Raw genomic sequence first — 19,986 nt, 5'->3', positions numbered from 1 at the left:
CCTCTCAGTCGAAGATGTGCCGGAAGCGGCGTTCGGCGAGGCGGCTGCAGCCCATCACGATCGCGACGTTCGCGATCAGCAGCAGCACCGCGATCGCCGCGCCGAGCGGCCAGTTCAGCGTGCCGAGAAATTCGTCGTAGACGGCGGTCGCGACCACTTTCAGGCGTCGTCCGCCGATCAGCTCGGGCGTCGCGAACGCCGAGGCCGACAGCGCGAACACGATGATCGAGCCCGACAGCACGCCCGGCAGGATCTGCGGCAGCACCACGCGACGGAACACCTGCCAGCGCGAGCCGCCGAGCGAGAGTCCGGCCCACTCGACCTGCGGGTCGAGCTTCTGCAGCGTCGCCCAGATCGAGAGCACCATGAACGGCACCATCACGTGCGTGAGCGCGATCACCATGCCGGTCATCGTGAAGACGAGCTGCACCGGTCCCGACGCGAGGTGCAGCGCCTGCAGCGCCTCGTTCACGACGCCGTTGTTGCCGAGCAGGATCTGCCAGCCGAGCGTGCGCACGACGACCGAGATCATCAGCGGGCACAGCACCGCGAGCAGGCAGAGGGACTGCCAGGGCCGGCGCATGCGCGCGAGGATCAGCGTCTCGGGCACGCCGAGCACGACGCACAGCAGCGTGACGCCGATCGCGAGCGCCGCGGTGCGCAGGAAGATCGTCCCGTAGTACGGGTCGACGACGACGCGCAGATACTGCCTCGCGGTCCACGCGGGCAGCGTGGCGCCCGTGGCGTCGTCGAACGCGTGGAACGAGAGCACCAGCGTGAGCGCGAGCGGCACGAGCAGCATCACGCTGAACAGCAGCAGCGCGGGGCCCGTCAGCAGCCAGGGCGCGGCGCCGCCGCGGGCGTCGTCAGGCGCGGCCATCGGCGGCCTCCGTGTCGACGTCGAGTGCGCGCAGGTCGTCGTCCGACCACGCGAGGCCGACCTGTTCGCCCTCGGCCGGCGGCGGCTCGCCGCGGTTGGGCTGTGCGACGCTCAGGCGGCCGAGCGGCGTGTCCACTTCGAGCAGCCACTGGTTGCCAACGAACACGCGCGTGACGATCGGGCCGGCGACGCGCGCATCGCCCGGGGAGACGAGGCGCAGCTTTTCCGGGCGCAGGTACACGTAGACGCGGCCCGTCAGCCAGCGCCCGCCGTGCGGCACGAAGAGCGTCGTGCCGGCGACGTCGATGTCGGCGCCGTGCGACAGGCGGCGCAGCAGCGTGCCGGGCAACTGGTTGGTCTTGCCGAGAAACGTCGACGAGAACGGCGTGGACGGCCATTCGTAGGCGTCGAACGGCGTGCCGATCTGCGCGATGCGGCCGCGGTGCATGACGGCGATGCGGTCGCTCATCGTCATCGCCTCCACCTGGTCGTGCGTGACGAGGATCGTCGTGATGCCGAGGCGGCGCTGGATCGCGCGCAGCTCGATGTGCATGTTCTCGCGCAGCTTCGCGTCGAGGTTCGACATCGGCTCGTCGAGCAGCAGCAGCGCCGGGCGCATCGCGATGGCGCGGGCGATCGCCACGCGCTGGCGCTGGCCGCCCGACAGCTCCTTCGGATAGCGGCCGCCGAGGCCCGCGAGGCGCACAAGCTCGAGCGCCTCGTCGATGCGCGCCGCGCGCTCGGCGCGCGGAACCTTGCGCATCTCGAGCCCGAAGCCCACGTTGGCGGCGACGCTCATGTGCGGGAACAGCGCGTAGCTCTGGAATACGACGCCCATGCCGCGCCGCTCCGGCCGCTCGTGCGTGATGTCGCGTCCGTCGAGCAGGATCTGGCCCGTCGTCGGCGAGACGAAGCCGGCCACCATCTGCAGCGTCGTCGTCTTGCCGCAGCCCGACGGTCCGAGCAGCGAGACGAACTCGCCGCGCGCGACCTCGAGGTCGATCTGCTCGATCGCCGTGTAGTCGCCGTAGCGCTTGGACAGGCCCTTCAGTGTGAGGAAACTCATGTGTCTGTTCTCGCCGGGCGAGGGGGAGGAGGGGTCGCCCGGCCGGACCCGATGCTCAGTGTTCGACGGTGCGGTTCCAGCGCTCGGTCCACTCGGCGCGATGCTGGTTGATCGTGGTCCAGTCCAGCGAGACCAGTTTCGCGATCTGCGCCGGCCCGTACGGCACGCGCGCGGCGACGTCGGGCGCGAGCTTCACGGTCCTGTTGACCGGGCCGTAGCCGGCCGCCTGCGCCTGCAGCGCCTGCACCTCGGGGCTCAGCAGATACTGGATGAACTGCTGGGACAACTGCGGCTGCGCGTTCTCGACGACGGGGCAGGCGCCGACCTGCAGCGCGATCCCGCCTTCCTTCGGATAGAAGAACTTGAGCGGGAAGCCGGTGTTTTGCAGCGCGACGGCGCGGCCGCTGCCGTAGGGCGCGAGGATCACGTCGCCGTTCTGCATCTCGCTGTCCATCTCGCCGGGCGTCGGCGCCCACGAAAGCACGTTCGGCGCGACCTTGCCGCTCATCGCGGCGAAACCCGGGTCGATGTTCTTCTCGCCGCCGCCGTTCATCCGGGCGAGCATGACGAGCGTGTGCAGCCCGTAGGTGTTCGTGATCGGCGGCATGCCGATCTTGCCCTTCAGGCGCGGGTCGGCCAGCACGTTCCACGAGTCGGGCTCGGGCAGGCCGAGCTTCCTGAACGCGTCGGCGTTGTAGCCGATGCCGGTCGCCACCATGCCGATGCCGACCGCGTCGTCGCCGAGATGCGCGAGCGGGTAGAGGTCGTTCATCACCGGCGCCGGGTCGACCTTGCCGCACAGGCCGAGCGTCATCGCCTGGTAGGTCGGGCCGTCGTCCATGATCGCGACGTTGATCTGCTCGTGGCCCTTCTGTGCCTGCAGCTTCGCGAGCGTGTCGCTCGAATTGCCGGCTACGTAGACGACCTTCACGTCGTGCGTCTTCTCGAAGCCGGGAATGATCTTCTGGTCGAATAGCTGCTGAACCGAGCCGCCCACGTCGGCGACGTAGAGCGTCGGCTGGGCGGCCTGCGCGACGAGCGGCGCGGCGAGCGCGGCCGCGAGCGGATACGGTGCGAAGCGCCCGGCCAAGGCTCGCAGCGAGCGGAGCAACGGCGATTGCGGCCCGCGGCGGGGCGACGGGGTACGGCGACTGCGCGACACAGGGATCATGGCGGCGTTCCTGGCGGATGCGCCCCTCGGGCGCGGTTGGCAACGGAGAATGTACGTTCATTTTGTGGATCTGTTTTCATACCGTCTAATAAGAATAAAATAGCTATCCATGCAAAAATGATATGGGTTGCCGTCCGGCCCGCTGGGCCGGATTTCCGCTGGAGTCCCTGCCAATTGAACCTCAGACAGATCGAAGCGTTCCGCGCGATCATGCAGTATGGATCGATGACCGTCGCGGCGAAGGAACTGCACACGTCGCAGCCCAACGTCTCGCGGCTGATCGCGCAGCTCGAACGCGACGCCGGGCTCGTATTGTTCGAGCGCTCGGGCACGCGGCTCGTGCCGACGGCCGAGGGCGACGCGTTCTATCGCGAGGTCGAGCGCGCATTCGTCGGGCTGAAGAGCCTGACCTACGCCGCGGAGAACATCCGCAACCTCGGCAGCGGCCGGCTGCGCATCGCGGCGGTGCCGGCCGTGGGCCTCGCGTTCCTGCCCGCCGTCATCGGCCTGTACCGGCAGAGCCGGCCCGGCGTGACGGTGTCGCTGCACGTCAACACGTCGACGACCGTCGAGCAGTGGGTCGCGTCGCAATACTGCGATCTCGGCGTGGTCGTCTACGTCGGCGAGACCGCCAATTGCGACGTGGAGCCGTTGCCCGACGCCGGCGCCGTCTGCGTGCTGCCCGAAGACCATCGCCTGGCCGGGCGCCGCGCCGTCAACGCGAAGGACCTGAGCGGCGAATCGTTCATTTCGCTGTGCCACGGCGACGGCACGCGCACGCAGGTCGACCGCGCGTTCGAGCTCGCCGGCATCGAGCGCAAGCTCGGCATCGAGGCGCAGTACGGCGCGATCTGCTGCGAGATGGTGCGGCACGGGCTCGGCGTGACGCTCGTGCATCCGCTGATCGCGCGCAGCCACGCGGGCGAGGGGCTGCGCGTCAAGCCGTTCCGGCCGACGATCCTGCATCCGACTTTCCTGCTGTTCCCGCCGCATCGCCCGCGCACGCGGCTGACCGACGAGTTCGTCGGACTGCTGCGCGCGCAGTTCGACGTCGGGCTGCGCGAAAGCGAGGCGCAGTGGAGCGCGCGTTGACGGCAGCGGGCGAGCCGCCGGCCGTGCTGCGGGTCGTGCCGCCGGTTGCGTCGTCGATCGATCGCGGCGGGCGACGCGGGAACATCGTGGCCGGCGCTTCGGGCACGGCCTCGACGGGGGCCGCCGAGCCCGTGCGTTTGGATTTTTGGGATGAAGCCCGGTAGAATGTCCGCGGACCGTGGCCTCGCGGGCATGGCGGCATGCCCGCGAGGCCACGGTCCCTCTCCAGTCCGAGCCCTTTACCCGGAGACCCGAGCGGGATTCAAGCGGGACTCAAGCGGGAAAGCGCGCCTCGGCCCGGCCGTTGTTGTCGGCCGGTACGTCGTCTGAGCATCAGGCGGTGAAGAGCCAGGGGAGACACTGGCGCCTTCTTCAAGTACGGCTTCGAGATCGTGCGGCAACCCGAAGAACCGACGCGACCGCGCCCGGCGGCAGTACAGCGAGGGTGCAGGCGCTGCGGTTTCATCACGGCGACTGTCATGACTGTTTTCCGCAACTACGCCCCTCCGCTGAGCACCCGGCGCCGGATGCCCCGCATCGTGCGCATCTGCCGCGCGTACAGCCTCAGCCTTCTGCCCGTGCAGGACGAGCCTCCGCAAGCGTGACGCGCGGCGGTCCCGCGCGCGCGCCTTTCGCGCGCGTCTAAACCGCTTCCCCATCCAATCCGAAGCGCCCCGACCTTCAAGCAGGCCGGCGGCGCCCGCACGCCCTCGGGCGTCCTCCTCATCCACCCGCGTCGGCCCGGTGCCGCACGCGCGCCGCCGCTCGTCCGTTCGCCGCCTTCGCGGCGCGCCGGGCGGCGCATGCCTGGAGACCTTTTCATGAACCCGGAATCCTTGCCCCTTGTCGACGACGCGAAGCCGTCCGGCAAGGTCTACATGGCGATGGTCGCCACCGTGGCCGCCATCGCCGGCGGACTGTACGGCTACGACACCGGCATCATCGCCGGCGCGCTGCCGCTGATCGCGCGCGACTTCGGCCTCGGCTATCGCGCCCAGGAGCTCGTCGCGGCCGTGATCCTGCTCGGCGCCGTCGTCGGCTCGCTGTGCAGCACGCGCCTGTCCGCGTCGATCGGGCGGCGCCACGCGATCATGGTGGTCGCGACGATCTATGCGGTCGGCGTCGTGGCGGCGTCGCTCTCGCCGGACGTGCAATGGCTCGTCCTCTCGCGGCTCGTGCTCGGCATCGCCGTCGGCGGCTCGACGCAGATCGTGCCGGCCTACATCGCGGAGTTGGCCGAGGCCGACCGGCGCGGACGCACGGTCACCTATTTCAACGTGTCGATCGGCGTCGGCATTCTGCTCGCGGCAATCGTCGGCGTGGCGGGCGACGATCTCGTTAGCTGGCGCTGGATGTTCGGCGTCGCCGTCGTGCCGTCGCTCGCGCTGCTGTTCGGCATGACGCGCCTGCCGTTCAGCCCGCGCTGGCTGGTCGAGCAGGACCGGGTGCGCGACGCGCACGCGGCGCTCGTCAAGGTGCGGGATTCGGACGAGGCGGTGCGCCGCGAGATCGCCGAGATTCGCGACACGGTCGAGCGGCAGCGGCGCGAATCCGCGCAGGGATGGCGGGCGATGCGCGCGCGCTGGTTGCGCCCCGCGCTGATCGCGGGGCTCGGCGTGGCCGCGTTCACGCAACTGACCGGCATCGAGATGATGATCTACTACACGCCGACTTTCCTGCGCATGGCGGGCTTCACGTCGTCGGCCTCGCTGTGGGCGGCGCTGGGCGTCGCGCTCACGTATTTCTCGGTGACGTTCGCCGGCAAGCTGCTCGTCGATCGCGTCGGCCGGCGCCCGTTGAGCCTGTGCACGCTGCCCGTCTCCGCGGCCAGTCTCGCGATGCTGGCCCACGTGCTGGCCGGCGGCGTCGGCACGCCCGCGCAGCAAGGATGGGTGATCGCGTGTCTCGTCGGCTTCATGGTGTTCAACTCGGCGGGCATCCAGCTCATCGGCTGGCTGACGGGCTCGGAGATCTACCCGCTCGGCATTCGCGACCAGGCGACGGGCATGCACGCCGCGATGCTGTGGGGGTCCAACCTGCTGCTCACGGGAACCGCGTTGACGATGACGCGCTGGCTCGGCATCGGCGGCGCCATGTGGGTGTACGCGGGATTCAACGTGCTCGCGTGGGGCTTTATCTTCGTTGCTGTGCCCGAGACGCGCGGCCGGAGCCTCGAAGACATCGAACGCTCGCTGAAGGCCGGCACGTTCCTGCCGTGGGCGGCGCGCCCTGGCGTAGCTCGCCGGCGCTAGACAGGCGGCCCCGCGGGCGGACGGCGCGGGCCGCCCCGAGGGCGGCCCGTCTTCGCCGCCGGTCCTGCCAGGCTCCTGACGGGCCGGCCGGGAACCCGATATATTCGGCTTCCCGGCAGAACGTAGAGCACCGATGGACACGCTACAGAACATGCGGATTTTCATCCGCGTCGTCGAGGCCGGCAGCTTCACCGCCGCGGCCCAGTCGCTGGATTCGCCGATCAGCGCGATGTCCCGCGCGGTTTCCGAGCTGGAGGCCCATCTGCGGACGCGCCTGCTGAGCCGCTCGACCCGCCGGCTTGCGCTGACGCCGGCCGGCGAGCGTTATCTGGAGCGCTGCCGGCAGATTCTCGTCGACCTCGATCATGCGGAGGAGGAGGCCAGCGGCGCGCTCGAGAACCCGGTCGGCCTGCTGCGGATGCATAGTTTCGCCAGCATCGGGCAGCATTACATCCTGCCTGCCATCGCGCGCTATCGCGAACAGCATCCGGACGTGAACATCGAGCTGACGCTGTCGCAAAGCATGCCCGACCTGTTCGACGGCAGCAGCGACGTGTCGGTCATTACCGCGTCCGCCCTGCCCGATTCCGAACTCGTGGCGCTGCCGCTCGGTTCGACCTACAGCGTGCTGTGCGCCTCGCCCGGCTACGTCCGCACGCACGGCGTGCCGGGGACGCCGGCGGACCTGAGGGAGCACGACTGCCTGATCCTGAAGACGCCGGCGTTTCCCGCGTACCAATGGGTGCTGGACGGCCCGGAGGGCAGCGTCGAGTTGCAGGTGAGCGGTCCCGTGCGGGTGAACATCGCCGAGTCGCTCGTGGTGGCGATACGGGAGGGGATCGGCATCGGCATCCTGCCGACGTACTCGGCGGTCGAGGGGCTGCGCGACGGCACGCTGATCCGCGTGCTGCCGCAGCACACGTTGCAGAAGACGACCATCTACGCGCTGCATCCGTCGCGGAAATTCATCGACGCCAAAACGCGGACGTGGGTCGAGTTCCTGCGGGGGCATCTGCCGGCGTTGATCGCGCGGGACGAGGCCAGCCTGAACGCGTCTTCGGCGCAGCACGCGTAGGTGGTTCGAGCCCGTCCGGGCGACGGCCGGCCCGGCGCCGCGGGTTCGTGGCACGGCGCGGCGCGGCACGGCGTAGAGGCCGATATCGACAAGGCTCAGCCGGCGGGTCGCATCGATCCCGTTTCGGCGTAACGGAGGTGCATCGCGAATGCGCGCCCGAGCGCATGAGGCGTTTGCCCGCCGCCCTTCAGCGCGTCGCGATAGTAGTCCTTGAGCACGTCCCGGTAGGCCGGATGCGCGCATCGCCCGACGATCAGCGGCGCGCGCTCGCGCGGGGCGAGCCCACGTAGGTCGGCCAGCCCCTGCTCGGTCACGATGACGTCCACGTCGTGCTCGTTGTGGTCGACGTGCGGCACCATCGGCACGATGCTGGAAACGCGCCCGTCCTTCGCCACCGACCGGGTCGCGAAGATCGCATAGGCGGCGTTGCGCGCGAAGTCGCCCGAGCCGCCGATGCCGTTCATCATGTGCGTGCCGCCGACGTGGGTCGAGTTGACGTTGCCGTAGAGATCGCATTCGAGCGCGGTGTTCAGCGCGATCAGTCCAAGCCGGCGGATCGCCTCGGGGTGGTTGCTGACCTCCTGCGGACGCAGCACGAGGCGATCGCGGTAGCGGTCGAGCTCGGCCAGCACCTGCTGCTGGCGCGCGGCCGACAGGGTGATCGACGCGCCCGACGCGAAGTCCAGCTTGCCGGCGTCGAACAGGTCGAACGTCGAATCCTGAAGCACTTCGGAGTAGATCGTCAGCGCCTCGAACGGCGAGGCGGCAAACCCCGACAGCACCGCGTTCGCAATCGTGCCGATGCCCGCCTGCAACGGCGGCAGCCTGCCTTGCGGCAGTCGGCCGAGCTTTCGTTCGTGCGTAAAGAACTCGATGAGGTGAGCGGCGATCCGGGCCGTTTCTTCGTCCGCCGGCAGGACCGTCGACGGGCTGTCGGGCGCGTCCGTCATCACGATCGCCGCGATCTTGTGCGGTGGAATTTGTATCGCCGTCGTGCCGACGCGGTCTCGCGGCGTCACGATCGGCAACGGGCCGCGATGCGGCCTGCGGCCCGGAATCCAGATGTCGTGCAGGCCTTCGAGCGCCAGCGGCTGGGACCGGTTCACCTCGACAATGACCCGGTCGGCCAGCGTCGCGAAGCTGGCCGAGTTGCCGACCGACGTGGTCGGCACGATGCCGCCGTTCTCCGTGATGGCGACCGCCTCGACGATCGCCACGTCGAGCTTGCCCGGCAGCCCGGCGCGCAGCATTTCGACCGTCTCGGAGAGATGCTGGTCGACGAACATCACCGTGCCGTCGTTGATCGCGCGGCGCAGCGTCGAGTCGGACTGGAACGGCAGGCGGCGGGCGAGCACGCCCGCGTCCGTCAGCGCGCGGTCGATGTCGTGGCCGAGCGAGGCGCCGGTGATCAGCGTGATCCGCGGCGGGGCGGCGCTTTCTCGCGCGAGTTGCGCCAGCGCAAGCGGTACGGCCTTCGCGTCGCCGGCGCGCGTAAAACCGCTCGCACCGACTCGCATGCCGTCCGTGATCAGTCGCGCGGCCTCCGCCGCCGTGGTGACTCGCTCGCGCAACGCCGCGCAGCGAATTCTTTGCTCGCCCATTCGCTCCTCCCTCCGGATTGTGATGTCTGCCTGCTCGCTTCGGGTTCGCTTCGGGTTCGCTGCGCCGAAACGATGCGTCGCATTCTACGATCGGTCCTGGCGCGCATTAACGTCCCGTTCGTGAATGCTCCCTTCCGGCGGCGGGAATATTCGCCGGCCGCCAGTCGAACGGCACGTCCCGGTCGAGCAGCGCGCTGCGGATGATGTGCAGGCACGAGAGCATGCGTTGCATCCGCCGCCATTCGCCGGCCGATGCGGAGCAGGTAGACCGCGCCGACTCCAGGGCGCACTGCGCGAGATTCGCGCGATGCAGCGCGTGCGACAGGCGTGCTTCGGAGGGCGCCTCGAACAGCGCGACGAGCGCCGGGCGGACGGCGTCGACCGGTTCCAGCCAGCGCGGCATGCCGCCCGGCGTCGTGCGCGAGAGCCGTGCCAGGTCTTCGCGCAGGTCGATGACGGCATGGCCGACCTCGAGCGTGACCAGCATCCAGCGCAACGCATCGCGATACTGCCCTGAGTTCGGCGGCAGCAGGTTTCGCAGGTGAGACATCAATTCGTGCAGGCTCGACTGGAAGCGCGCATGCAGGCCGTCGAGGGGCCGGTTGCAGGCGAGCGCCGCCTGGCGGCGCAGGTCGTGCGTGATCCGCCGGCTGAGCCACGGCATCGTGGTCGGGAACACCACCGAGAAAACGGCCGCGGTCGCCAGCATCGATACGACGACCGCGATGCCGTTGTTGATCAGCAAGTCCGGGGCGTACGACATCGCGTTGTCCGGTCCGGCGAGCAGGCAGAAGAACACGAGAAAGCCGACGCCGTAGCCCGACATGCCGGGACGCGTGGAAACGAACACGGCCAGCGCGAACGCGGGCGTCAGCGCCGCGCAGAGCAGCGCGAAGCCCTCGATGGCCGGATAGACGAAACAGAGGAAGCCGTATCCGGCGACGGTGGCGACCGCGGCCCCGGCCGCCATCTGCGCGACGAACTTCGGCGCCTTCGGCGAGCTGGAGCCGAGCGCGGACGCGACCGCCGCGCTGATGACGGCCATGCCGCCGCTCGGCCACCCGGTCGCGATCCAGAAAGTGCTGATCGCGCCGATCGCCACGACCGAACGCAGGAACGTGAAGATCACGAAGTAGCGATTCGTCTTGACCGTGTAGCGCGTGACGGAGCGCTCGAGCCCGTGGCTGTCGCGCGCCAGCGACCGGCGGGTCCGCGCATAGCCGAGATAGTGGGACGCAAAGCGCGCCAGCAGCTCGATGCCGGTGTCGAAGTCGGGCAAGCCGTCCGGTGCCGTCGCCGCGAGCGACGCGCTTGCCTCGCGCGTGCGTTCTTGCAGGCCCGTGCGGAAACGGCTCAGCGCGGTCGTCGAGCGGGGCGGGGGGGCGGGGCGGTCGCCGGTCTCGTCGCGCAGGGCGTCGAAGCAGGCCGCCAGCGCTTTCGCCTCCGGCATCAGCGCAGACAGCACCGGGGTCGCCTGCGTGTCGTGCAGGCGCCTGAGCAGTTGGTGCAGCGCGTGCAGGCGCGTGCAGGCGTTCATGAACTCGCCGTTGAGTCTCGCGAGCCGGCGGCTTCGGGCCCGGATGTGCGGGTCCTCGAACGAGGCGAACGCCCGGGTCGCCTCGAATCCGACGATGCCGTCGACGAACGCGCCGAAGTCGCGCTCGAATTCTCCGCCTTCGAGCTGCCCGGTCAGCGCATCCGGCACGAGCCCGACGAAGCGCCGGTGTCTCGCCTCGATGGCCCGCATCAGGGCGCGACTCGAACTGAGCGGCAACATGAGGCTGATCGCGGCCGAGCAGAAAATGCCGACGCTGACTTCGGCGGTTCTCGTCAGCGCGGACATGTACAGCGTCTGCGGCGACATCACCACGGGAATGCCGATCAGCGTCGCCGTGTAGCCGGCCAGCACGAACCCGTACCAGCGGAAGTGCCGGTTGCGGACCGCCGCCGCGATGCAAAGGCTGATCCACAGCGTAATGGCGCCCATGTAAAGCGCCGGCTGCTGGGAGAACAGGCTGCCAAGAAGCAGGGCGGCCGCGAGGCCGGCGAACGTCCCGATCACGCGGTAAAAACTTTTCGCGAGCACCATGCCGCTCATCGGCTGCATCAGCACGAAGGCGGTCGTCATCGCGATGCGCGGCTGGGAGAGTTCGAGACGCATCGAGATCCCCATGGCGAACAGGGCCGCGGCGACGGTCTTGAACAGATGGAGCCACACGTAGCCGTCGCTCGTCGCCCAGGCCCGGAGGGCCCGGCCGACGGCGCGTAGTCCGGGCGGAACGGCGGAAGCGGGTGGAGGAACGGACCTGGAATTCATCGGAAAGCGGAAAGCGGCGCCCGATCCGGAGAGCGGAGCGGACGGACAGTCCGCGTCGGGCCCGCCGATTTTAGGATTCCGCCGCCGTTCCCATTAATGGCTGTCTCGGAAAACCTCCCTTGCACGGGACGAGGGTAATCGCCACGAGCGTTTCGGAGACAATGGCGCCCGTCGTACGTATCGCAAAAAAGGGATGGACACTCTACAGAAGATGCGGGTCTTTGCACGCGTGGCGGAAACCGGCAGCTTCACGGCCGCCGCGCACTCGATGAACATGACGACGGGCGTGATGTCGCGCGCCCTATCGGAGCTGGAGAGGCATCTGAAAGCGAGGCTGATGCATCGCTCGACCCGGCGCCTCGCGCTGACCCCCGTCGGAGAGCATTACCTCCAGCGTTGCCTGAAAATTCTCGCCGACGTCGACCTCGCGGAAGAGGAAGCCAGCGGCGCGCACGTGCGGCCGACCGGCCAACTGAAGATGCACACGTTCGCGAGCATCGGCCAGCATTACGTCCTGCCGGCATTCACCGAATATCAGCGGCAATATCCCGACGTGTCGATCGATATCGCGCTGCTGCAACGCATGCCCGACCTGTTCGACGGCAGCAGCGAAATGGCGGTCGTGACCGCGATGGCGCTTCCCGACTCGGAGCTGGTGTCCCATCTGCTCGGCTCGACTTTCAGCATTCTGTGCGCGTCGCCCGGTTATCTGGGCGCGCGCGGCGCGCCGGCGCTGCCGCAGGATCTGCTCGACCACGACTGTCTGCTGCTGCGCACGCCCGCGTTTCCCACTTACGTATGGCAGCTCGAAGGGCCGCGGGGAACGGTGCAGATCGACGTTTCCGGCCGCGTGCAGACGAACACGGCGGAGTCGCTCGCCGTCTCCATCCGCCACGGCCTGGGGATCGGCATGCTGCCGCTTTACGCGGCGATCGACGACCTGAGCCGGGGGACGCTCGTGCGCGTGCTGCCCGAATACACGCTGCAGAAGATGAACATCTACGCGCTGTATCCGTCGCGCCATTTTGTCGACGCACGGGTTCGCACGTGGGTCGAATTTCTGCGCGTCCACATGCCCGAGGCGGTCAGGCGCGACGAGGCGTTGCTGGATCGTCTCGCGGGGGAGCGTGTGACGGATCTCGTGACGGAAGAGCCGGACGAAGCCGGAACGTTGTCTGCCGTCGTGTCCTGAGGGGCTTGCCGGCGGGACGGGCGACGCGCGATTCGTGTTCGCGTCCGCGCCATCCGGCGATTGAACTGGCGACAGGTGTCGTCTCCCCGGAAAACGACGACGCGGGCCGCAGGCAGCCCGCGTCGCGGCATGAGGTATGAATCGCGGCGCCGGCTGAATTCAACCGCCCGCCCGTCTCACCGGGCCGGGTTGCCGGACTCGGACGAACCCGTGCTGTCCGGACCGTATGTCGATTGCGCGTTCTTCGCGGCTGCCAGGCGCTTCGTCGCAAGCCGGTTCCCGGCATTCTGGATCGCCTTCGGGTATTGGGTGGCGTCGCCCGAACCGAACGGGTTGTAGCCGACCGATTCGAGATCGACGAGGTCCTGCCTGACCTGGGCGCGCGTCAGCGGTTCGTTCGATGCCTGCTGGGCGAAACACAGGGCGGGGGCGGAAAAAACGACGGCGAGGGTGCCGGCGGCGATAAGCGACTTCATCGGAATCTCCTGTTTAACCTGAAGCAGTCCGGCGAACATGCCTGAACTGACGACGGGAAGTTTAAGGAGTCCGGATAACGATAAAAACAGCGATTACGGGCAAGCATCCTTCCAGCCGGCGCAAAAGCCGCAAGGTCAGCGCGGCTCGAGGCGAGCCTGCGTGACGAGGCATTTCGCGACCTCGCCGACCAGCGTGCCGTCCGTCGAGTCGGGGACGATCAGGTCGAATGCCGCGTCGGGCAACTTCGGGAGCCGGCGGCCGGCGCGCAGCGCGACGACGTCGCCCGGTACGGCGGACGCGTTCAGACAGGAGAACCCCAGCCCCGCGGAGAGCGCGGACTGCAATCCCGCCACGCCCGATGCGGAATGCGCGATGAAGTAATCGACGCCGGCGCTGTCGAGCCTCGAAAGCACGTATCGCTGCAGCGAGCAGGTGTCCGGCAATGCGACGAGCGGGACGGGTTGCCCGACAGGCCACGCGAACGACGGCGCCGCGACCCAGAGCAACGGCTCCCGGCGCAACATGACGCTGGAGAAACCCGCGGTTTTTTCGCGCGGCCGGCGCGACCCCGCATCCAGCACGCGCATGGAGAGCCCGAGATCGAAGTCGCCGGAACCCGCTTCGAGCTCGATCGACGCGCTTTTGCGAATGGACACGTGCAGCCGTAGCGACGGATATTGATCGCCGACCTGCCTGAGCACGGCCGCAATCGCGGCCGGCCGGAAGTAGTCGGTAATCGCGAGACGCAAGTCTCCGGCGAGCGACAGGCCCTGCATGTCCCGGTAGGCGTGGTCGTTCAGGTCGAGCAGTTTGCGCGCGTGGACCAGCAGGCGCGCGCCGGCCGGCGTGAGCGACGCCCCCTTTTTGCCGCGCACGAACAGCGTGAGGCCGCACGATTCCTCGAGCTTGCGGATCTGTTCGCTGACGGCGGATTGCGAGCGATACAACTGTCCCGCGGCCGCCGAGAGACTGCCGGCGTCGGCGACGGTCGCCAGCGTGTTGAGCAGTTCGAGGTCGAAGCGGCGCATGATTCAATCCATTCGAATAACCGATGGATGGCATCATAACTTCCCGCTTTAACAATGGAAAGCGGGGTGCCACGATGGCGGCACGACCACTGCGAAAGAGCGTGCCCCCATGCTTGCGATGCAATACAGCTTCACGCTGCCCGCCGATTACGACATGACCATCATCGAACGCCGGATACGGGAGAAGGGGCCGGCATTCGACCGCCTGCCCAGCCTGGTGTTCAAGGCGTTCATGCTGGCGAGAAAAGACGACGACGTCTGCCCGGGCGCCGGGAACCTGTATGCGCCGCTCTATCTCTGGCATGGCTCCGAGGGCATGGCGGCTTTTCTCGGCAGCGAGCGGTTTCGGGCCGTGGCGGAAGCCTTCGGCTGGCCGTTCGTCCAGACGTGGATACCGGTCGCCACCGTGACGGGCGCCGGCCTCGGCGAGGCCCGCTTCGTCAGCCGGGAGTTCGTGTCGATCGGGCCATACACGAACCTCGACGATCTTGCCCGACGCGAACGGGAATCGCTCGATGCGGATATCGCGCGCGGACTCGCCTACGGCCTGTCGGGTTTCGATCCAGCCGCATGGACTCAGGTTCGCTTTCGCCTCTGGTCGGCGCCGCCGGGCGAGGCGGTCCACGCCCATGCGCAGACGTACCGGATACTGCATCTTTCGACCGGTGCCGTCGGGTAGCGGGCGGGGCGTCAGGTCCGTATGCGTAATACGGACGGTCGTCGACCCGAAGCGGGCAGAGACGGCGGATTACGCAAGCCGTAGCGCGTAAAACCGCGTATCCACGTGCACGATGGGGAAGGTCGCGGGCAACGCGTGCTTCTCGATCTGAAGGAAACCGTGCTTCTCGTAGAAGCGATGGGCCGCGAGGAATTTCTCGGTCGTGCCCAGATAGATCTCCCGAATGCCGTGTTCCCGGCACCACTCGATCAGGGTCTGCAGCAGACGACGCGCGACCCCCGATCCGGCGCCGCGATGGCTGTCGGCCACGAACATCTTGCGCAGCGCCGCGCGTCCGTCGCCGATGTCGAGCAGCGCGATGCTGCCGACTACCGTGCCCTCGTCGAGCGCGATCCAGAAGTTGCCCGACCCTTGCCGATAGAAGCCGGGGATGTCGAGCAGGTCGGGTTGGTCCGCGAGCGTGATGGGCACGCCGAATTCCGCCTGCTGGATGGGCAGGATCAGGTCGACGACGCCGTCGCCGTGCGGGGCCGAGAAGGGTTCGATACGGAGTGGGGACGTGTTCATGAGCAGTCGGGGCGCGTTGTAGGGGGGCTTATAGATGCCGGTAATAGAGGGTCGTCGAGCAGAGGGTGCCGTCCGGCATCAGCGCGTAATCCGGCACGTCGCCGACGCGCGTCCACCCGGCGCGCCGGTATAGCCGCTCGGCATCGCTGCCCGTGACGGTATCGAGCACGAGCACGGTCCGGCCTTCCTCGCGGGCGACGGCATCGACCGCCGCCATCAGGCGCTGCGCCACGCCGTGCCGGCGTGCATCGCGCCGCACGAGCATCTTGGCGACGTCGGCGCGATGCGGCTGGTTTTCCGGCCGCGCAAACACGAGCTGGACCGTGCCGACCACCTGTCCCGCGCCGTTTTCGGCGACGAGCAGCGCGCGTTCGCCGCGCCGCACGCCGTCGGCCACGCCGCGCCAGAAGCCGAGCGCCTTGTCGCGCGACAGCGGGTGCATGAAGCTCACGGACGCACCGCCTTCCACGCAGTCGATCAGCACGTCGGCCAGCGCCTCGACGCAGTCGTCCACGTCGTCGGCCGTGATGCGCCGGAGGGTCGGCATGTCGTTCATCGTCCGTTCCGGTCGGGCACGAACGCGAGGCTCGCGATCGACACGAGGTAGTGCGCCGGCTTGCGCGTGGGGTTCCGGTAGGTCATCGGACAGTCGAGTTTCATGGTCAGGCAATCTCCTGCATCGAGCCGCCACGCCGTCTCGCCGACCGTGATTTCCATGCTGCCTTCGATGATCCAGATCTGCTGGTAGATCTCGCCTTCCCTGGGCCCGGTTTCGTAGGCCACGCGCCGCCCCGCCGGGAAATGCACCTCGACGAGCTGGAGCGGCGAACGCGCCGCGGGCGACAGGCTGCGGCGCAGGTAGCCCGATTCCGGGTCGGTCCAGACCGGCTGGTCTGCCGCGCGCGCGAGCGGGGACGGCGGCGTGTCCGATGCGTCGAGGGGCGAGAACAGCTCAGGCAGCGTGACGCCGAGCGCTGTGGCGAGCTTGTCGATCACGACGGCGGTGGGGCTGCTTTCGCCGCGTTCGATCAGGGAGATGTTCGAACGGCTGACGCCGCTGCGCTCGGCGAGGGCTTCGAGCGAAAGGCCCCGCTCGTTGCGCAGATCGCGCAGGCGGCGGGCCAGGGTAAGCGTGATGTCCATGCGTCCAGTATATGGGAAATTTTGTTCTTGTAAAGTGGACGACGAGGGACAGGGTCCGACTGCGGGAGGAATCCCTGCCGGATGAGCAGGGCGAAACCGGATGCGCTATGGCCGTTTTGCGTCGGTAGCGATGGAGACTTTGTCAGGGTCGGCAGGGTGCGGGCAATCAATTTTCGACGCGCTACCTGTCGGCCGCGATGTCGAGCGGTAGCTCGACATCGCGGATACGAGCCGATTCGATGAAGCAAGGCCGTTTACCCGCATCGAGCGCTTCCTCTGCCGCATATGGACTTCCGGCATACGCCGCTCATTGCACAGACATGCCGTTCTGTACGTGTGCTCAATGCAGACAACTTCTGACTTCTATACGGCTCAGTACTTCGTAATGAACCTGCCGCTAGAGAGGCTGTCCCTGAGTCTCTCCTTGGCTTCGTCTTCGTCATCGGAATCGGTAATCATCGCGCCAGCGTGAGTGTTTCTCCCGCTTTGGATCTGGATATTGTGTGCCGGGCGTTTCCCATTTGCTCGGGGAATGAGGCCTTGCATGTCCATCCTGATCGTTAAAGTCTTGCCTTTATGTTTCACCTCTTCCGTGGCGATGGTGCCGGCTCTCGAGGTGACCATCTTGTCGTGGGGGGTGTCGTCGATGAGGGAGTTACAGGCATTCTGGATAGAGCCCGTTGCTTTAGTGATAGTCGCAGTCATGTCGTGGAAAATTTGATGTTGATGGTTCGTCCAGCTTACGCAGATCGCTTGCGACCTCGGCGCTGAATGCGAAGCCGGGTTGGAAAAACCGAAACAACACGGTGTTTTCGAGTCATCGCGGAATTCGTCAATCCCTCTCCTGGTTTGCTGCTACTGGCCGAAACGGGGCCAGCCTCAAGGGCTTACTCCAATCATCCACCCGCATCCGGGTATTACCTGGCACCCCTCCCGTTCCGTGACTTTTCTTCACACTACTCGGCGTTAATATCCATTGAGCCGCCAGGACCTCTCTCCGATAATCGACTCAAAACACGGGCACGGATCGGCCGGCATTTTGCGTCGCATCGAACGCACGGCCTGCCGGCACGGCCCGGACATCACGGAGACAACGCAAAGTGGATCGAACCGGAGAGCGGCAACGCCGCGTGGCGGCAGTTACCGGCGGCGCAATGGGCATCGGCGCCGAAGTCACCCAGCGGCTGGCGCGTAACGGCTTTCATGTCGTCGTGCTCGACCTCAACCGCGGTGCGGCGGAAGAAACGGCCGCCAGATTGAACGCGGACGGCCTGTCGGTTGCTGCACTGCAAATGGACGTCAGCGATCCCGAGTCGATCGCCCGCGCGTTCGACACCTTCTCCCGCAACGAAGGCCGCTGCGACGTGCTCGTCAACGGCGCGGGCATCGCGAAGCTGCTGCCGTTCGTCGACTATCCGCTCGACGTGTTCAACAAGACGATGCAGGTGAACGTGACCGGCACGCTGCTCTGCGCGCAGCACGCGGCCCGGCTGATGATCCCGAACCGCTGGGGGCGCATCGTCAACATCGCATCGGTCGCCGGCGCGCGCGCGGTCGGCACGGGCCGGACCGCCTACGGCACGTCGAAGGGCGCGGTGATCGCGCTGACCCGGCAAATGGCCGTCGAGTTGTGCGACTACGGGATCACGGCGAACGCGGTCGCGCCGGGCCCCGTCGACACGCCGATGACGCAGGTGCTGCACAGCGCGCAATTCCGCGAGGAATATTCGCGCGCGATTCCGATGAAGCGTTACGGCACGACGGGCGAGATCGCGGCGGCCGTCTGCTACCTCGCATCGGACGATGCCGCGTACGTGAACGGCGTCGTGCTGCCCGTCGACGGCGGCTTTCTCGCCTGGGGCGCCGGCGGCGTCTAGGCGTCCCGCATGCGGCGCGCGTCGCCGCGCCTTTTCCGCGCGGCCGGCGTTTCGCCCGGCCGCGCATCCGGAACCCAGGTTGCATCGATCGGGAGACAGACGATGGCGCTTCAGGCTGAAACTCTTTTTATCGACGGCGCATGGTCGGGCGCGCGTTCCGGCCAGACGATCGAGGTCCGCTCGCCGTCCGACGGCGAAGTGTTCGCCGCGATTTCCCGCGGCGCCGAGGCCGACGTCGACGCGGCGGTGGCTGCCGCACGGGCCGCGCTGGCGGGCGAGTGGAGCACGCTGGCCGCGTTCGAGCGCGGGCGGCTGCTCACGAAGCTGTCGGACCTCATTCTCGCTAACCAGGAAGAGCTCGCCCAGCTCGAGGCGCGCGACACCGGCAAGCCGATCACCCAGGCGCGCACCGACATCCGCGTGACGGCCCGTTATTTCGAGTTCTACGCGGGCGCGGCCGACAAGATTCTCGGCGACGTGCTGCCGTTTCTCGACGGCTACCAGGTGACGGTGCAGCGCGAGCCGCGCGGCGTCGTCGGGCTCGTCATTCCGTGGAATTATCCGGCGTCGATGTTCGGACGCACGGTCGGGCCCGCGCTCGCGGCCGGCAATACCGCGGTGCTGAAGCCGGCCGAAGACGCGAGCCTGAGCTGCGCGAAGCTGACCGCGCTCGCGGCGCAGGCAGGCCTGCCGCGCGGGGTGCTCAATCTCGTGACCGGCTTCGGCGAGGAGGCGGGCGCCGCGCTGTCGCGGCATCCCGACGTCGATTTCCTGTCGTTCACGGGCTCGCCGGAAGTCGGCACGCTGATCCAGACCGCCGCCGCGCGCAACCACGTGCCGTGCGTGCTCGAACTCGGCGGCAAGTCTCCGCAGATCGTCTTCGACGACGCGGATCTCGATCTCGCCGCGCGCACCATCGTCGGCGTGATCACGCAGAACGCCGGCCAGACCTGTTCGGCCGGCAGCCGCGTGCTGATCCAGCGCCCGATCTACGAACGCTTTGTGCAGAAGCTCGGCGAGCGGATGACGGCGATCCGCGTCGGCGCGCCGGCCGCCGATCTCGAATGCGGTCCCGTCATCAACCGCACGCAGGTCGAGCGCGTGCGCGGCTTCATCGACCGCGCGCGCGACTCGGGCCTTCGCGTGCTCGCGCAGGGCCAGCTCGACGGCGGGGCGGCGCAAACCGGCTATTTCGTCCCGCCGACGCTGTTCGGCCCCGTCCCGCTCGACCACGAGCTCGCGCAGGAAGAAGTGTTCGGTCCGGTGCTCGCGGCGATTCCGTTCGACGACGAGGCCCATGCCGTCGCGATCGCGAACGGCACGGCTTACGGGCTCGTGGCCGGGCTCTGGACGAGCGACGGCGCGCGGCAGATGCGCGTCGCGAAGAAGCTGCGCGTCGGGCAGGTCTTCATCAACAACTACGGCGCGGGCGGTGGCATCGAACTGCCGTTCGGCGGCGTCAAGCGCAGCGGGCACGGTCGCGAGAAGGGCCTCGAGGCGCTCAGGGAATACACGGTCGCGAAGACGATCGTGCTGCGCCACGGCTAGTCGGGCAAGGCCGCGTCGCGC

18 protein-coding genes are annotated in these 19,986 nt (G+C 68.0%); 7 read left to right on the top strand and 11 right to left on the bottom strand.

Translation table 11 applies throughout. The features are described 5' to 3' along the window. Window positions 1-4: 4 nt before the first annotated feature. The 3 genes from CY652_RS07585 to CY652_RS07575 are packed head-to-tail and all read right to left on the bottom strand — an operon-like array spanning window position 5 to window position 3,117. Window positions 5-880, bottom strand: coding sequence for an ABC transporter permease (locus CY652_RS07585; RefSeq protein WP_102130087.1), 876 nt, complete (start codon window positions 878-880; stop codon window positions 5-7). Then, on the bottom strand, window positions 867-1,946 hold the full coding sequence (locus CY652_RS07580) for an ABC transporter ATP-binding protein (RefSeq protein WP_102130086.1): 1,080 nt from the start codon (window positions 1,944-1,946) through the stop codon (window positions 867-869). Before CY652_RS07580 ends, CY652_RS07585 begins: the two co-directional genes overlap by 14 nt. A 55-nt stretch (window positions 1,947-2,001) precedes the next feature. Further along, entirely contained in the window at window positions 2,002-3,117 is a 1,116-nt protein-coding gene (locus tag CY652_RS07575; protein ID WP_102130085.1) for an ABC transporter substrate-binding protein, read from the bottom strand. Window positions 3,118-3,291: 174 nt separating this feature from the next. On the opposite strand from CY652_RS07575, the gene CY652_RS07570 reads away from it, so the two are divergent. The 3 genes from CY652_RS07570 to CY652_RS07555 all read left to right on the top strand — a co-directional run bounded on the left by CY652_RS07570 (window position 3,292) and on the right by CY652_RS07555 (window position 7,536). After that, entirely contained in the window at window positions 3,292-4,209 is a 918-nt protein-coding gene (locus CY652_RS07570) for a LysR substrate-binding domain-containing protein (RefSeq protein ID WP_102130084.1), read from the top strand. 821 nt (window positions 4,210-5,030) lie between these two features. Continuing rightward, window positions 5,031-6,461 carry a sugar porter family MFS transporter gene (locus tag CY652_RS07560; RefSeq protein ID WP_102130082.1) on the top strand — a complete coding sequence of 477 codons (1,431 nt, stop codon included), beginning with the start codon at window positions 5,031-5,033 and terminating at the stop codon, window positions 6,459-6,461. A 133-nt stretch (window positions 6,462-6,594) separates the two neighbouring features. Further along, window positions 6,595-7,536, top strand: coding sequence for a LysR family transcriptional regulator (locus CY652_RS07555; protein ID WP_102130081.1), 942 nt, complete (start codon window positions 6,595-6,597; stop codon window positions 7,534-7,536). A 95-nt stretch (window positions 7,537-7,631) separates the two neighbouring features. Here the strand turns inward: CY652_RS07555 and CY652_RS07550 are convergent, their stop codons facing one another. Together CY652_RS07550 and CY652_RS07545 are read right to left on the bottom strand one after the other, a co-directional pair. Continuing rightward, a complete protein-coding gene (locus CY652_RS07550) occupies window positions 7,632-9,137 on the bottom strand; it encodes an acetyl-CoA hydrolase/transferase family protein (protein WP_102130080.1) in 1,506 nt (501 codons plus the stop codon). Window positions 9,138-9,243: 106 nt separating this feature from the next. Continuing rightward, window positions 9,244-11,454 carry an FUSC family protein gene (locus CY652_RS07545; protein ID WP_102130079.1) on the bottom strand — a complete coding sequence of 737 codons (2,211 nt, stop codon included), beginning with the start codon at window positions 11,452-11,454 and terminating at the stop codon, window positions 9,244-9,246. 193 nt (window positions 11,455-11,647) lie between these two features. On the opposite strand from CY652_RS07545, the gene CY652_RS07540 reads away from it, so the two are divergent. Then, on the top strand, window positions 11,648-12,646 hold the full coding sequence (locus CY652_RS07540) for a LysR family transcriptional regulator (RefSeq protein WP_102130078.1): 999 nt from the start codon (window positions 11,648-11,650) through the stop codon (window positions 12,644-12,646). A 176-nt stretch (window positions 12,647-12,822) separates the two neighbouring features. Here CY652_RS07540 and CY652_RS07535 read toward each other — a convergent pair whose 3' ends face one another. Both CY652_RS07535 and CY652_RS07530 read right to left on the bottom strand, forming a co-directional pair. After that, window positions 12,823-13,122 (bottom strand): DUF4148 domain-containing protein, encoded by a 300-nt coding sequence (locus tag CY652_RS07535; protein ID WP_102130137.1) that lies wholly within the window; start codon window positions 13,120-13,122, stop codon window positions 12,823-12,825. Between the two features lie 135 nt (window positions 13,123-13,257). Beyond that, entirely contained in the window at window positions 13,258-14,151 is an 894-nt protein-coding gene (locus tag CY652_RS07530; RefSeq protein WP_102130077.1) for a LysR family transcriptional regulator, read from the bottom strand. A 109-nt stretch (window positions 14,152-14,260) separates the two neighbouring features. On the opposite strand from CY652_RS07530, the gene CY652_RS07525 reads away from it, so the two are divergent. After that, entirely contained in the window at window positions 14,261-14,830 is a 570-nt protein-coding gene (locus tag CY652_RS07525) for a DUF4865 family protein (RefSeq protein ID WP_102130076.1), read from the top strand. A 69-nt stretch (window positions 14,831-14,899) separates the two neighbouring features. On the opposite strand, the gene CY652_RS07520 is transcribed toward CY652_RS07525, so the two are convergent. The 4 genes from CY652_RS07520 to CY652_RS07505 all read right to left on the bottom strand — a co-directional run bounded on the left by CY652_RS07520 (window position 14,900) and on the right by CY652_RS07505 (window position 17,245). Further along, window positions 14,900-15,397 (bottom strand): GNAT family N-acetyltransferase, encoded by a 498-nt coding sequence (locus CY652_RS07520; RefSeq protein ID WP_102130075.1) that lies wholly within the window; start codon window positions 15,395-15,397, stop codon window positions 14,900-14,902. 28 nt (window positions 15,398-15,425) lie between these two features. Next, the gene (locus tag CY652_RS07515; protein WP_102130074.1) at window positions 15,426-15,953 is read right to left on the bottom strand and encodes a GNAT family N-acetyltransferase; all 528 of its coding nucleotides are present in this window, start codon (window positions 15,951-15,953) and stop codon (window positions 15,426-15,428) included. Continuing rightward, the gene (locus tag CY652_RS07510) at window positions 15,950-16,540 is read right to left on the bottom strand and encodes a helix-turn-helix domain-containing protein (RefSeq protein WP_102130073.1); all 591 of its coding nucleotides are present in this window, start codon (window positions 16,538-16,540) and stop codon (window positions 15,950-15,952) included. The genes CY652_RS07515 and CY652_RS07510 overlap by 4 nt, the downstream gene beginning before the upstream one ends. A gap of 372 nt (window positions 16,541-16,912) precedes the next feature. Next, complete coding sequence (locus tag CY652_RS07505) at window positions 16,913-17,245, bottom strand: hypothetical protein (RefSeq protein WP_102130072.1); 333 nt, start codon at window positions 17,243-17,245, stop codon at window positions 16,913-16,915. Between the two features lie 395 nt (window positions 17,246-17,640). Here CY652_RS07505 and CY652_RS07500 point away from each other — a divergent pair, with 395 nt between their 5' ends. After that, window positions 17,641-18,417 carry an SDR family NAD(P)-dependent oxidoreductase gene (locus CY652_RS07500; protein ID WP_258002222.1) on the top strand — a complete coding sequence of 259 codons (777 nt, stop codon included), beginning with the start codon at window positions 17,641-17,643 and terminating at the stop codon, window positions 18,415-18,417. A 102-nt stretch (window positions 18,418-18,519) separates the two neighbouring features. Further along, window positions 18,520-19,965: an aldehyde dehydrogenase family protein gene (locus tag CY652_RS07495; RefSeq protein ID WP_102130070.1), complete on the top strand. Its 1,446-nt coding sequence runs from the start codon at window positions 18,520-18,522 to the stop codon at window positions 19,963-19,965. The last annotated feature ends 21 nt before the right edge of the window (window positions 19,966-19,986 follow it).

The organism is Burkholderia sp. WAC0059 (genome assembly GCF_002870125.1).
Classification (GTDB): domain Bacteria; phylum Pseudomonadota; class Gammaproteobacteria; order Burkholderiales; family Burkholderiaceae; genus Paraburkholderia.
The sequence above is the reverse complement of the archived record's forward strand: the minus strand, read 5'-3'. Positions and strand labels throughout refer to the sequence as shown.